The following is a 12,587-nucleotide window of genomic DNA, read 5'->3' as shown; positions in this document are numbered from 1 at the left end:
TCTCCTTGCGAACGGAATTATTTCGTGTACGTCGGCGGCGCGAAGACGCTCATCACCTCCTTGATCAAATTGTCCCATTTCTCGTCGAAGGTGTCGCCGTCGAAGCGCGAGACCTCATAGCAGCCGAGCGGATTCTCGAGATCGTTGATCAGGCACTTGTTGCAATAGGTGCAAGCCTTCTGCGGCGACGGCCCGTCCGCGGTTTTTAAAATTTCGGGAAGGTTGTTGTTGGCGATGAGGGGCCGCGCCATGGTCACCGCGTCGCAGCTCTCGTTGCGAATGACCTCGGCGATGCGCGAAGCGTGCTGGAAGCCACCCGTCACGAGCACTTTGACGCTCGGGTCGATCGCGACGATTTCCCTCCGCAGATACTGCGCATAGGCCGCGTTGATGCCTTCCACGACCGGGCCGCGGCGGAAGAGCCACAGCCAGTGGAACAGCTTCGCGCCGAGCGGATTGTTGAACACCGCATAATTGAACGGCGCGCGCGCTCCCTTCGAGAGCATGACCTCGTACCATCGCGCCAGCGTGCGCATCGGCAGGTCGCCCGGGGGGTTGCGAGGATGCGGGAAAGTCGAGCCGCTCGAAATGTGAAACGCGTCGACCCCCTTACCGTCGTCGAGAAGCAGCTTGCAAATTTGCAGCGTGTCTTCGAGCTGATTGCCCTTCTTCTCCCAGGGATAAAGCCAATTATTGTGATCGACGCCGTTGATCTTCATCTGCAGATGAAAATCCTGCCCGACCTCGCGTCGGATGGCGCGGACGATCTCCAGAACGAAGCGCGCCCGCCGGTCTACCGTTCCGCCATATTCGTCATTGCGATCATTGATGCCCGAGCTCAAGAATTGCGTGATGAGATAGCCGTTCGCGCCATGCAGCTCCACGCCGTCGAGCCCGGCTTCCCGCGCGCGCCGCGCGCCCTGCGCGAAATGCTCGACCACATCGCCGATCTCGGCGGTCGTCATCGCCTGAGCCTGGATGCCGTGGAAATAGTCCTGATGGCTGGTCGAGCTCAGCGCCTTCTTGTACAGATTCTCGACGCCGCCCGTATCCTGCTGACGTCCGGAGTGGGAAAGCTGCATAATGAAGCGGCAGTCGTAGGCGTGAATGCGCTTGCCGACCTCGCGCCAGAAGGGGATCTTGTCGTCGTCGTCGATCATCGCGTAGCGCGTCAGGATGCGGCCGCGCACCGCCACCGGCACATAGGATGAAATGATCGCGCCAATGCCGCCTTTCGCGAATTTTTCTTCCCAGTTCAATCGGGCGTTTGTGCCCTGGCCGTTATAATCGTCGAACGTCCCCGATATGCTCGAGCGCAGAAGTCGGTTCTTGACCTGCAATTTTCTGAACCGCAACGGGCTGAAAATCAGCGCGGCATTGTCCTCGTGCAGAAATTGCTCATTGGCTGGCAAACTCATAAGCCCTCACATTAATGAAAGTGCGTGAACCCTGTATCCAGATGGTAGCTCTTTCTTCACCCTTGGCAACGGGTTTCTCAGAATTTTTTCCCATCGCGCGAGCCGGGGAAACTGGCTCCGCGCCGCGCGTGTGGCTGAAATCCGTTGATTTAAGAGGGGTTGAGTCGCGCGGACCCCGTTTGTGAGTCGGGTTCAATGGACAAAGCTGTGGGGGCGGCCTCGCGTTGCGACGGAGAGGGTCGCGCAGGCGGCGTGCGCTTCGTCGTCGCGCCGGGCAGAGCGGTTCAGCCCTGCCGGCGCGCGGGGCCACTTGCGCACAAGGCCTTGCTTCGCCATAAGACCCGCCGACTGAACCCTCACCCCTCCGAGCCCATGTCCAGTTTCAAAGAGCGCGTCTTTTCCGGCGTGCAGTCCACCGGCAATCTGCATCTTGGCAACTATCTCGGCGCGATCGTCAAATTCGTCGAGCTGCAGAAGAGCTATGACTGTCTCTATTGCGTCGTCGATCTGCACGCGATCACGCAGCCGCAAGACCCGCTGACGCTCAGCGCCAATACGCGCGAGATCGCGGCGGCCTTCATCGCCTGCGGCATCGACCCCGCGAAGAACGTCATCTTCAACCAGAGCCTCGTGCCCGAGCACGCCGAGCTCGCCTGGGTCTTGAACTGCATTGCGCGCATCGGCTGGCTCAACCGCATGACGCAGTTCAAGGACAAGGCCGGCAAGGATCGCGAGAACGCCTCGGTCGGGCTCTATGATTATCCGGTGCTGATGGCGGCGGACATTCTGCTCTATCGCGCGACGCATGTGCCGGTCGGCGAGGACCAGAAGCAGCATCTCGAGCTCGCGCGCGACATCGCGCAGAAGTTCAACAACGACTTTGCTGAGTCGATCACGCGCAACGGCTATGGCGACGGCGTCTTCTTCCCCTTGCCCGAGCCGCTGATCTCGGGTCCCGCGACGCGCGTCATGAGCCTGCGCGACGGCGCGAAGAAAATGTCGAAATCGGACGCCTCCGACTATTCCCGCATCAACCTTTCCGACGACGCAGACTCCATCGCGCAGAAGGTCCGCAAGGCCAAGACCGATCCCGAGCCTCTGCCGAGCGAGGAAGCGGGCTTGGCGGGGCGGCCCGAGGCGGCCAATCTCATCGGCATCTACGCGGCGCTCTCGGGACGTGGCAAAGTCGACGTGCTCTCGGAGTTCGGCGGCGCGAATTTCTCGGCGTTCAAGAACGCTCTCGTCGATCTCGCGGTGGCGAAGCTTTCGCCCATCACCGCCGAGATGCGCCGGATCACCAATGATCCGGCCTATATCGACGGCGTGCTGCGCGACGGCGCACGCCGCGCGCGCGAGATTGCGCAGCCCAACATGGACGCGGTGAAGGATATCGTGGGGTTTTTGCGGTAATGCGGCGCTCGTTCCTGCCGAGGAGGGCCGTCCTGCCTCGTGTGAGCCATGCGCGCGTGAGTGGCTGAAAACGCCAAAAGCGAGCACGGATTGTGGGCTTATCGGCTGTTTCATGCTAAATGTCGCTGATGATAATTCTGTCCCGGGACATACAGGCTCTGCTCGAGGCGAAGGCTGACCAGACAGGTCGAACGCCCGAGGAGATTTTACGCGAAGCTCTTTCCCATGCGGGCGACAGGGTGGCGTGGCGTCGCGCCGCGACCCCGGTTCCTGCCAATCTGACCAAAAACGAGCTGATTGCCTGGATGGAAGAAATCGCCGTGCGTAGCGCGGCGCGGCCCGTCGCCGACCCGAGGTCTATCGACGAGATCATCGGTTATGATGATTTCGGCTTGCCGCGATGATCGTCATCGATACGTCGGCGCTGATCGCAATTCTCAATCACGAACCGGAGCGCGCCGCCTTTTACGAGGCGATAGCCGCCGCGGATCGTTGCCTCGTCAGCGCGATCACCTATCAAGAGGCGGGCCACGTCCTCATCGCGAGACGCGGCGTCAACGGCCTTTACGACCTTGAAGACTTTCTGGCCCTCATCAATGCCGAGATCGTCCCGCACGACCTACATCTCGCCGCCTTGGCGCTAGAGGCCTTTCGTCGCTACGGCAAGGCATCGACGCCAATGCGCGTCTCAACTTTTGCGATTGCGCAGCGTAAGCGCTCGCCAAGACCATGGATGCGCCCTTGCTGTTCAAGGGCAATGATTTCACGGACACCGACCTGACGTTCTGCCTCTGAACTGGCTTCATTTTGACAGGGCGGGATGGCTGAGTGCGGTCGGCGCGCGCGCGATTGCACAACCCAACATGGACGCGGTGAACTATATCGTGGGGTTTCTGAGATGAGCGCTGCGACTCGCGTTCCCTCTCCCCGCTCGCGGGGAGAGGGTTAGGGAGAGGGGCATGGGAGCCTGCCGGCGACGGCGCCGAATTTCTCCGGGTCTCTTGCGCTGCAACGCGGATTGACAATCCCCCAAGCCCCTCACCCCGGCCCTCTCCCCGCTCGCGGGGAGAGGGGGATGCGCGCAGTCTCTTGTCAGCCCGCTGTCGCCCGCCGCCATCCGATCAACCCCGCCGTCGAGGCGTCCAGATCGGCGGTCGCGCGCGAGGGATCGGCGACGATCGGCGCAAGACGGTTAGCCAGCTCCTTGCCGAGCTCCACGCCCCATTGGTCGAAGGGATTGATGTCCCAGATGACCGACTGCACGAAGACCTTGTGCTCATAGAGCGCGACGAGACGTCCGAGCGTGCGTGGATCGAGGCGCCGGTAGAGGATCGTGCTCGACGGGCGGTCGCCTGGGAAAACCTTGTGCGGCCCGAGACGCTCGATCTCCTCTGGGGCGCGATCTTCGCCGGTGAGCAGCGCCTTCGCCTCGTCCAGCGTGCGTCCGCGCATCAAGGCTTCGCTTTGCGCAAGACAATTCGCAAAGAGCAGCTCGTGATGGCGCTCGTCGGATTCGACGGGCTCGGCGGCGATCAGAAAGTCGATCGGGACGACGCTCGTTCCTTGATGCAGAAGCTGGAAGAAGGCGTGCTGGCCATTGGTGCCGGGCTCGCCGAAGATGACCGGCCCGGTTTCGGTCTCGACCTTTGAGCCGTCGCGCCTGACGGATTTGCCGTTCGACTCCATGTCGAGCTGCTGCAGATAAGCGGGAAAGCGCGCGAGCCGCTGGTCATAAGGAATCACCGCATGGGCGGCGCGCCCAAGCACATTGCGGTGCAAGACGCCGAGGAGCCCCATCAGCGCGGGGATGTTTTTTTCGAGCGGCGCTTCGCGGAAATGCTCGTCCACGTCGAAGCCGCCCTGCAGAAAGGCGATGAAATTCTCCGGGCCGACGGAAATGGCGAGCGCCAAGCCGATCGACGACCAGAGCGAGTAGCGCCCGCCGACCCAGTCCCAGAAGCCGAAGACGCGATCCTGCGCAATCCCGAATTCGGCGACCTTGTCGAGCCGCGTGGAGACGGCCGCGAAATGCTGCGCCACCGCGGCTTCGCCGAGCGCCGCGACGACGCGCGCGCGGGCGCTTCTCGCGTTAGCCATGGTCTCTTGCGTCGTGAAGGTCTTCGACGAGACGATGAACAGCGTGCGCGAAAGATCGAGGGAGCTGAGCGTATCGGCGAGATCGGCGCCGTCGACATTGGCGACGAAATGCGCGCGCGGTCCTTCGCTGCGATAGGGTGATAGCGCGCGGCAAGCCATCGCCGGTCCCAGATCCGAGCCGCCGATGCCGATGTTGACGACATCGGTGAAGCGCTCGCCGCCGAACGTCTTCACCGCGCCCGAGCGGAGGGACTGCGCGAAGGACAGGACCTTCTCACGCTCGCGCTCGATCTCGGGCCGCATGTCGACGCCGCCCATCTGAATCGGACGGCGCGAGAGATCGCGCAAAGCCATGTGCATCGCAGCGCGCCCTTCGGTGTTGTTGACGGGCTCGCCCGCGAAAAGCGCCGCGCGCCGCGCTTCCAGATTGCGCGCGCGCGCCAGCTCGATGAGCAGGCGGACGGTCTCGGCGGTGATCTTATGCTTGGAGAAATCGAAGAGGAGGTCGTCGATCTCGACCGAGAACTCGCGGAAGCGGACGGGATCGCGCGCGAAAAAATCGCGGGCGCGAAGCGGCTCGAGGGCGGCGGCGTGAGATTGCAGGGCGGCGAGAGCTTGATGAAAGTTCATGTCGTTGTGGCTCGGCGGAGTTCGATTCGAAGCAGGAAAGCAAGGATTCGCGACGGTAGCGCGACGGCGCCGCGATCGGCGGAGTGCTGAAGAAGGTGGGACGACTCTGCTGCAGCGCGGCACGAGAGACGGGAATTATGACGGTTTTTCCTCTGTATTATGACGAAATTTTATGAACAAGGTCACGTCATGATGACAAAGTTCAGAGACGTTCCGCTCGTGAATCACATCCCCTTCGTCGACGTGCGCGAGGGCGGTCCGATCGCCCATGCGCTGTCGCGTCCGGAAGCCGCCGCCGCGCTGCGCGACTATTGCGTCGCGCCCATGCCGAGCTGGGGGCGCGGGGTCTGCCTCACCTCGATCGATCGCCTCGCGGAGCGCTGGCTGAAGAGCTCGATCTCCGCCTATCGCGATGAGTTGCAGCTCGTCGCGACCATCCTCGGATTCCCGGGGACGCTGACGCTCAACATGTCCTATCTCTTCGCCTGCACGACCTCGGCGAGCCTCTCCGCTGACGGGCGGCCGATGATCCGTCGCACGCTCGACTGGCCCTTTGGCGGCCTGGGGCGTTGCGTCGAGATCGCCTGGCAGGCCGGCCCCGCGGGGGAGTTCTACAACGCCACCTGGCCGGGCGCGGTCGGCGTGTTGAGCGCCACGGCGCCAGGACGCTTCTGCGCCGTGATCAATCAAGCGCCGATGCGTCGTCGCGCGCCAGGGCTTCTCGCTCTGCCGCTGGACGCCTCGATAAACATCGCCCAGGCGCTGCTGCGCGAGGACGGCTGGCCGCCCGATCATCTGCTGCGCTACGCCTTCGAGACATGCGAAACCTTCGAGGACGCGATCCGGCTGTTGTCGCAGGAGCCATTGGCGCGACCCGCGATCTTCACGCTGGCGGGCGTCGCTCCCGAGGAGATCGCCGTCGTCGAGCGCACCGAGCGCGAGGCCCATGTCATGCGCGGGCCCGTCATCGTCGCCAATGACTGGCAGACTCCCCGCCGCGGCTGGAAGGGCCGCATGGGGCCGCAGAACAATGAGGATCGCCGGCGCTCGATCGCCGCCACGCGCTCGGACGCCGAACGCTTTTCCTGGGTGATCCCGCCGGTTTTGAACCCGACCACGCGTCTCGCGGTCGAGATGTCCGCCTCCGCGGGCGGAAAGCTTGTCGCGCGGGGCTATGAGACAGCGTGCTGGCGCAATGTCTCGAAGCCCGCGACGCGAGACTTCGACCTCAGCGACGCCAATCCCGTCGCCGCTTAGAGCGTGCCCCCTCGTGCGGCGGGGCGCGATCACGCGCCGCGCCATTCGAACTCGGTGTAGAGGGCGGCCGGCTCGCCGATCGGCGCGAAGCCGAGCCGCCGGCAAAATCGCAGCGAGCCTCGGTTGCCGTTCAGCACGCTGGCGCGCAAAGGGAGCGCGCGGCGCCGCGCTTCGGCAATGAGGGGCTCGATCACCGCCTCGCCGATCCCGGCGCTGCGGCGCTCAGGAACGATCGCGAGATCGACGATGCGCGCCTGTGTGTCGCTGATGTCGACGATGATATAGCCCACCGGCGCGCCGTCGAATTCAATGACGTCAAAGCGCGCCCGCGGAAAATCCCTCCGGTAGCTCTGGATTTGCGCGCGAAATTGCTGGCGCAGAAGAAGCTGCGCCAGCTCCGGGCCCAGCGGCGAGAAATCCTCCCCGGGTGGGCGAGAGGCGCAAAACAGCGCGAAGCGAAAGGCTGCGTCCGCCTCCGTCTCGCGCCGTAAGCGCAAAAGCCCGCCGGAAAATTCGATTTCGCGCGCGGCGCGCGTCATCGGCGCGTTCGTCAGGAGCGTGACGGGAAGATGCCGTTCAGCGCGATGATGTAGTTCATCGCCAGCACCGGCTGTATGTTGGTGTGCGGCCGCCCGGTCCCGGAAAGAGTGACAGCGTTCAGGTTCAGCGTCGTGGGCGACGTCAGCGATGCGGAGTAATCCTGGGCGGCTCTGCCTTCGTAGGTTGCGGCGGCAAGGTAATTGTTGGCGGGAGGCTGCACCGCAGTTTTGGGCGCGTTATCGGCGTTGATCAAATGATTGTGCGCGGGCATCTCGGTCACGGCCAGCGCCACGTTCTCCACGCCCGTCATTTCGCCGATCGCGTAAGGCGACAGGCCATTGCCCTGGCCCATCCCAATCGGCACGCGGCTGCGCAAGTCGGGCAGCGCGAAGTTACTCGTCCCATTGCCGCCGTAATAAGTGCCGATGAGCGAGAATAGTGCGGTGTATCGTGAGATAGGCAATAGGCTCCCGTCGCATATAGCCCAGTTGACTGGGGCAAAATTAAACCCTACCAGCAGGATTTGACCGATAAATGGGTCCGCCATGGTTTCTCACTCCCCAAAATGCGCATGGAAATTATGCGCTTTATTTCCCGCGAGATGCTGGGAAACTAAATCGTTACTAGTTGATCATTGTATTAGCACGAAACGGCGAGATACGATAGAGCCTGCGCTTAAGCAGCAAGCGGCTAGAGCGCGACGCGAAAAAGTGGAAGCCGGTTTTCGCACGAATCGCACTCTAAATTTTTAGAATCGATCACGTTTTCTGCGTTCGGGCGATTCGGCCTGAACGCCGCGTGATCTAGTCGTTCTCGTCGTTCGTTTGATAGGGTCCGCCCGAGAGGGTTCGGTCCAGCAGCGGGGCAGGGGTTGTGAATATCGGCGCGAGACTTCTTATCCTGGGCGCCGTGATGGCTGTTTCGGCGTCGGCCCTTGAGCCCTTGGCTGCGGCGCCGATGTTGCGTGACGGAGCCGCGAGACTCGCGTCGCCGGCGAAAGATGCGGCAGAGTTCTGTCTTCCCGGCTGGCGGCTCAACTTTCACAGCCGCTGCGTGCCGCAACGGCGGCGCTGGTGGTTTCGCTGAGACAGGAGGCGAAGTTGAGCACGAACGACCCGTGGCCGACAGAAATCCGCCGGGAAGACGAAGGCGGGAGCCTCGTCGTCGTCTTCGACGACGGCCTGCGCTTCCGTCTCTCCGCCGAACAGCTGCGGGTCCGGAGCCCCAGCGCCGAGGTGCGCGGGCATAGCGAGGCCGAGCGCAAGACCTTAGGCGGCAAGCGCAACGTCCGCATCCTCACTGTGTCCCCAGTCGGAAATTACGCCGTGCGTCTCGACTTCGACGACGGCCATTCGACCGGCATTTACACGTGGTCCGGACTCTACGCTCTCGGGGCAAGTGCGGAGGAAGACTTCGCGCTTTACCTCCAAGAGCTCGCGGCCAAAGGCCTCGACCGCGACCGCCCGGGCGAGGCGTGACGCGAGCGCGGTCGGGGCGCCCGCTCTCATTTCGAAGCTTCAGGCTTCTGCCGTCGTCGGATCGATCATTCTCTTGATCTCGCTGATCTTGTTCGCGGGAAAGCCGCCTTGCTCGGCATGCTTGCGGATGATGGCCTCATTCGGGGCGATGTAGACGCAGTAAACCTTGTCGTCCGTTACGTAGCTCTCGACCCATTGAATCTCGGGACCAAGGTTCCGCAGAACAGAACAGGATTTCTGGGATATTCCCTGCAAATCGCCGGCGCTCAGCTTCCCCGCCCCGGGAATGTCGCGCTCGATAATATATTTGGGCATCTTCTCACTCCCTAAGGCCGACGGAAGTCTTTAGAAAATCATCCTCTGCGTTCATTCGCAAGATGGGCGGGGAGGTTCACACGGCGACCGAGGATTCGGTGAGTATGGAAAACAGTTTTCTCCCAATCGCTTTCCGGACACTGATCCAGCTTGATTTCTTATCGCTCGAACGTTTCCATTGGAGCGGAAAGCGCGCGAGAGAATTCCGCAAAAGTTGACAGACTTTTGCGATGAGAATCCTCTCCACCCCTTGATTTGGAGCGATTCCTTATCGTTCGAGCAGGAAATGCAGTAGAGCGCGATGCGAAAAAGCGGAAACCGGTTTTTCGCACAGATCGCGCCCTAAACTTTAGAATCGATCACGTTTTCTGCGTTCAGGCGATTCCGCACGCATCGCGCTTTAGTGCGGGCGAAACGCCTTGGCTGACTCGAGCTCGATTCTCGAAATGCGGAAGAAGCCGCGGCCGCCCGCGCGGGTTTGGTATTTCGAGCCGAACCGGGCGCAAAGCACCTTGAACCATTGCTCCTTGTCGAGCGCGTTCGGACATTCGGCGATGTCCCAGACGCGGGCGTCCGGGTGGAACCGCACATGGAGTATGACTTCGTCCGCGACGGGCGCGGCGACGGCGGCGTCGCAAAGGCCGGGCGCGGCGACTTTTTCTTCCGGGGGCGGTGCGATGGTCAGCGAAACCGTGGCTGCAAACTCGGTATTTTCCAAAGCCTTCGTCGTGGACATGTCTTCCTCATGCAGGCCGATGGGGGATCGGCGCTCTGGCCTCCTGCGCCGCATGGATATGTAAGCAGAGTACATAGCGATAATGCAAGTGCAATAATCAGGCGCCGCGCTCAGCGACCATGGGAGCGGCGCTTGCGCTTGGCGCGAGCCGCGCGATCGGCCAAGCGGGAGCGTTATAGGTTGACGGCTCCGCCTTTTTCGGGCGACGCTCGGATCGCGCCGTGCGGAGGCTCGATGCTTTACGGCATCCTGGATTTCAATTCGATCGTTTCGCCATCGACGATGAATTTGCCAAAACCTTTGTGATGGAGGGTTCTTGGTTCTTTTTGCGTCGGGTCGATCCAGCCTTTGAGTCCTTCCAGCACGAAGAGACAGTATTTATTTACAAGACTCGTATTGACTACCTTGCACTCAATGTTAACGAAGCACTCGGCGACGAGCGGGGCGCCGACATGCTTCGCCTCGCCCAGCGTCAGATGGAAAGCATCGAACTTGTCGGTGTCCCGACCCGAGCAGTTGCCGATCGCTGCGACCTTCTCCGCGATCTCGATCGAAGGCAAAGCGATCACGCACTCTTTGGTCGCCCGCAACCCGGTGAAGCTGTGATCGCGATTGCTGACGATGCAGGCGATTAAAGGAGGGTCGAAGTCCACCATCATGTGCCATGACATGGTCATGACGTTTGCTCGTCCCTTGTGCGCCGTCGTCAGCAGAACAACCGGGCCTGGCTCGAGAAATTGATAGACTTTTGAGAGAGGAAGATCTTTCATCTTCGCGTTTCCTCTGCCGGTAGAGCGTCTTCCGCCGACGTCTACGCTGGCTCAGCCCCGGAGAGCCGAGCCCTTTGGCGGACGAGGAGAATAGCGCAGCCGGGGCTCAGCGTCCCTGCGACATGACGGACGTTGGAGACACTCGCCGCCTTGTGCGATGGTGCGATCGTCAAGCTCCCGCTGCGCAAATCGGTCTGGCGGAAGCCGGAATGCCCCAGCATGACCCGCACCCCCGCCGCGACCGCCAGATCGGACCGGCGGAGATCAGAAAGCCTCATGGTGAGCCATACGCCAATCGCGCCGCTCTTCGAGGCGCGATCCGAAGGCGCAAACAACGCCCGAGCCGCGGACGCCGCCGCGCGATGGCGCTTGGCGTCGCGCGTCGCCGAGCGCTAGACGATGCGCGCTGTCGCCTTCTGCGCCCTCACTGCGCTCACGCTTTCCGCCTGCACGGTCGGACCCGACTTTGTCGCGCCCGTTGTCCAGGCGCCCCAATCATTCGGACCGGAGCCGCGAGACGTTCCGAGCCGCACCACCAGCGCCGAGCCGGATCCGCAATGGTGGCGCTGCTTTCGCGACGATGAGCTCACATCGCTCGAAAAGCGCCTCGCCGCGCAAAATCTAGATCTCAAGACGGCGGCGGAACGCGTCGAGCAGGCGGGCGCGGAGCGCACCGTCGTCGCCTCGCAAGGCCTGCCGCATCTCGAAGCGCAGTCCACGGACGTCCATGAGCGGCTCAGCGAGAACGGGATCTTCTCGCGCGCCGTTGCTGCGCCCGGAGCGCCGCTGACCTTCGCCGTGCTCCAGCAGGGGCTGAACGCCTCTTGGGAGCTCGATCTCTTCGGCAAGGTGCGCCGCGCCGTCGAGGCGCAGGACGCGACGACGCTCGCCGCGATCGAGAACAGGCGCGGCATAGCCATTTCGGCGCTGGCCGAGCTCGCGCAGAACTATGTCGCGCTGCGCGGAACGCAGGCGGGGCTCGCGATCGTGGAGCGCAATCTCCGCGTCGCCGAAGATAATATTCGAATCGTCGAAAGCCGCTTCGCCAATGGCGTCACGACGACTCTCGATCTCGCCCAAGCGCGAAGCCAGAGGGAGAGCATCGCCGAAGTTCTGCCCGTGCTGCGGACGCGCGAAGCGGAGGTCATCAACGCGATCGGCTTGCTGCTCGGCCTCGAGCCGCGCGCTCTGGAAGGAGAATTGCGCAGGCCGAAGGCTATTCCGGCGCCTCCGCGCCAAATCGCCGTCGGCCTGCCGTCGACGCTCTTGCAACGCCGTCCCGACATAGGCGAGGCGGAAGCGCGCCTGCACGCCGCTTTGGCGGAGATCGGAGAGGCCGAGGCGGAATTTTACCCCGACGTCAATCTCGTCGGCGACTTCAACGTCCAGAGCCTCACGCTGAAGAAGCTGTTTCGCGCCTCCTCGACGCAATGGATGCTAGGGCCGACGGTCACTTTGCCGATTTTTCAAGGCGGGCGGCTCACCGGCAATCTCGCCTTGAAGGAATCACGACATCGCGAGGCGGCGATCGAATTTCAGAAGACGCTCCTGCGCGCCTGGAAGGAGGTCGACGACGCGATGACGGCCTATGCGCAAGCGCAAAAGCGCCGCGCCGCGGCGGCGCGCGCGGCTGGGCAGGACAGGATCGCGCTCGGCGTGTCGCGAGAGCGCTACCAGCAAGGACTCGTCGATTTCCTGAACGTGAACGCCTCGCTTACACAGCTCTTGCGTAGCGAGAACGATCTTGTGGAGAGCGAGGTCGAGATGGCGAGCCAGCTCGTGAAGCTCTACCGGGCGCTCGGCGGCGGCTGGGAGATCGCGGAGTGATCCTCGAAGGGCGTCCTCTCGCGAGCCTGGAGGCTCGCGGTCCCTTCGCCGACAGGGACCGCGCGCCTCCAAGCGTGCAAAAAAGCCCCATGATCCGCGCCGCGCCTCA

Annotated in this window: 13 protein-coding genes; 6 read left to right on the top strand and 7 right to left on the bottom strand. The window is 62.8% G+C overall.

Annotated elements, in window-relative coordinates; all coding sequences use genetic code 11:
- Window positions 1-17: 17 nt before the first annotated feature.
- Entirely contained in the window at window positions 18-1,418 is a 1,401-nt protein-coding gene (locus tag QMG80_RS17290; RefSeq protein ID WP_085770315.1) for an NADH:flavin oxidoreductase, read from the bottom strand.
- A gap of 372 nt (window positions 1,419-1,790) precedes the next feature.
- Here QMG80_RS17290 and trpS point away from each other — a divergent pair, with 372 nt between their 5' ends.
- The 3 genes from trpS to QMG80_RS17275 all read left to right on the top strand — a co-directional run bounded on the left by trpS (window position 1,791) and on the right by QMG80_RS17275 (window position 3,609).
- Window positions 1,791-2,828 (top strand): tryptophan--tRNA ligase, encoded by a 1,038-nt coding sequence (gene trpS, locus QMG80_RS17285; RefSeq protein WP_085773461.1) that lies wholly within the window; start codon window positions 1,791-1,793, stop codon window positions 2,826-2,828.
- Window positions 2,829-2,956: 128 nt separating this feature from the next.
- On the top strand, window positions 2,957-3,232 hold the full coding sequence (locus QMG80_RS17280; RefSeq protein ID WP_158658573.1) for a type II toxin-antitoxin system VapB family antitoxin: 276 nt from the start codon (window positions 2,957-2,959) through the stop codon (window positions 3,230-3,232).
- The gene (locus QMG80_RS17275; RefSeq protein WP_199769023.1) at window positions 3,229-3,609 is read left to right on the top strand and encodes a type II toxin-antitoxin system VapC family toxin; all 381 of its coding nucleotides are present in this window, start codon (window positions 3,229-3,231) and stop codon (window positions 3,607-3,609) included. Before QMG80_RS17280 ends, QMG80_RS17275 begins: the two co-directional genes overlap by 4 nt.
- A gap of 311 nt (window positions 3,610-3,920) precedes the next feature.
- Here the strand turns inward: QMG80_RS17275 and pgi are convergent, their stop codons facing one another.
- A complete protein-coding gene (pgi, locus tag QMG80_RS17270) occupies window positions 3,921-5,555 on the bottom strand; it encodes a glucose-6-phosphate isomerase (protein WP_085770313.1) in 1,635 nt (544 codons plus the stop codon).
- Between the two features lie 189 nt (window positions 5,556-5,744).
- Here pgi and QMG80_RS17265 point away from each other — a divergent pair, with 189 nt between their 5' ends.
- The gene (locus QMG80_RS17265; protein ID WP_281926143.1) at window positions 5,745-6,812 is read left to right on the top strand and encodes an Ntn hydrolase family protein; all 1,068 of its coding nucleotides are present in this window, start codon (window positions 5,745-5,747) and stop codon (window positions 6,810-6,812) included.
- A gap of 29 nt (window positions 6,813-6,841) precedes the next feature.
- On the opposite strand, the gene QMG80_RS17260 is transcribed toward QMG80_RS17265, so the two are convergent.
- Together QMG80_RS17260 and QMG80_RS17255 are read right to left on the bottom strand one after the other, a co-directional pair.
- Window positions 6,842-7,351 (bottom strand): GNAT family N-acetyltransferase, encoded by a 510-nt coding sequence (locus QMG80_RS17260; protein WP_085770312.1) that lies wholly within the window; start codon window positions 7,349-7,351, stop codon window positions 6,842-6,844.
- A gap of 11 nt (window positions 7,352-7,362) precedes the next feature.
- Window positions 7,363-7,899 carry a phage tail protein gene (locus QMG80_RS17255; protein ID WP_085770311.1) on the bottom strand — a complete coding sequence of 179 codons (537 nt, stop codon included), beginning with the start codon at window positions 7,897-7,899 and terminating at the stop codon, window positions 7,363-7,365.
- Between the two features lie 553 nt (window positions 7,900-8,452).
- Here QMG80_RS17255 and QMG80_RS17250 point away from each other — a divergent pair.
- A complete protein-coding gene (locus tag QMG80_RS17250) occupies window positions 8,453-8,830 on the top strand; it encodes a gamma-butyrobetaine hydroxylase family protein (protein WP_085770309.1) in 378 nt (125 codons plus the stop codon).
- A 39-nt stretch (window positions 8,831-8,869) separates the two neighbouring features.
- Here QMG80_RS17250 and QMG80_RS17245 read toward each other — a convergent pair whose 3' ends face one another.
- From QMG80_RS17245 to QMG80_RS17235, 3 genes are all read right to left on the bottom strand, one after another.
- On the bottom strand, window positions 8,870-9,145 hold the full coding sequence (locus QMG80_RS17245) for a DUF4242 domain-containing protein (protein WP_085770308.1): 276 nt from the start codon (window positions 9,143-9,145) through the stop codon (window positions 8,870-8,872).
- Window positions 9,146-9,545: 400 nt separating this feature from the next.
- On the bottom strand, window positions 9,546-9,881 hold the full coding sequence (locus QMG80_RS17240) for a hypothetical protein (RefSeq protein ID WP_245300038.1): 336 nt from the start codon (window positions 9,879-9,881) through the stop codon (window positions 9,546-9,548).
- A gap of 239 nt (window positions 9,882-10,120) precedes the next feature.
- Window positions 10,121-10,651: a flavin reductase family protein gene (locus QMG80_RS17235; RefSeq protein WP_085770307.1), complete on the bottom strand. Its 531-nt coding sequence runs from the start codon at window positions 10,649-10,651 to the stop codon at window positions 10,121-10,123.
- 399 nt (window positions 10,652-11,050) lie between these two features.
- Here QMG80_RS17235 and QMG80_RS17230 point away from each other — a divergent pair, with 399 nt between their 5' ends.
- On the top strand, window positions 11,051-12,478 hold the full coding sequence (locus tag QMG80_RS17230; RefSeq protein ID WP_085770305.1) for an efflux transporter outer membrane subunit: 1,428 nt from the start codon (window positions 11,051-11,053) through the stop codon (window positions 12,476-12,478).
- The last annotated feature ends 109 nt before the right edge of the window (window positions 12,479-12,587 follow it).

The organism is Methylocystis bryophila, from assembly GCF_027925445.1.
Taxonomy (GTDB): Bacteria; Pseudomonadota; Alphaproteobacteria; order Rhizobiales; family Beijerinckiaceae; genus Methylocystis; species Methylocystis bryophila.
This window is presented reverse-complemented; position numbering and strand designations above follow the sequence as displayed.

Coding starts and splice junctions, on each gene's coding strand:
- QMG80_RS17235 (WP_085770307.1), bottom strand. CDS start 10,651: ATGAAAGATCTTCCTCTCTCAAAAGTCTATCAATTTCTCGAGCCAGGC.
- QMG80_RS17275 (WP_199769023.1), top strand. CDS start 3,229: ATGATCGTCATCGATACGTCGGCGCTGATCGCAATTCTCAATCACGAA.
- QMG80_RS17260 (WP_085770312.1), bottom strand. CDS start 7,351: ATGACGCGCGCCGCGCGCGAAATCGAATTTTCCGGCGGGCTTTTGCGC.
- QMG80_RS17280 (WP_158658573.1), top strand. CDS start 2,957: ATGATAATTCTGTCCCGGGACATACAGGCTCTGCTCGAGGCGAAGGCT.
- QMG80_RS17240 (WP_245300038.1), bottom strand. CDS start 9,881: ATGTCCACGACGAAGGCTTTGGAAAATACCGAGTTTGCAGCCACGGTT.
- QMG80_RS17265 (WP_281926143.1), top strand. CDS start 5,745: ATGATGACAAAGTTCAGAGACGTTCCGCTCGTGAATCACATCCCCTTC.
- QMG80_RS17245 (WP_085770308.1), bottom strand. CDS start 9,145: ATGCCCAAATATATTATCGAGCGCGACATTCCCGGGGCGGGGAAGCTG.
- QMG80_RS17230 (WP_085770305.1), top strand. CDS start 11,051: ATGCGCGCTGTCGCCTTCTGCGCCCTCACTGCGCTCACGCTTTCCGCC.
- QMG80_RS17290 (WP_085770315.1), bottom strand. CDS start 1,418: ATGAGTTTGCCAGCCAATGAGCAATTTCTGCACGAGGACAATGCCGCG.
- trpS (WP_085773461.1), top strand. CDS start 1,791: ATGTCCAGTTTCAAAGAGCGCGTCTTTTCCGGCGTGCAGTCCACCGGC.
- QMG80_RS17255 (WP_085770311.1), bottom strand. CDS start 7,899: ATGGCGGACCCATTTATCGGTCAAATCCTGCTGGTAGGGTTTAATTTT.
- pgi (WP_085770313.1), bottom strand. CDS start 5,555: ATGAACTTTCATCAAGCTCTCGCCGCCCTGCAATCTCACGCCGCCGCC.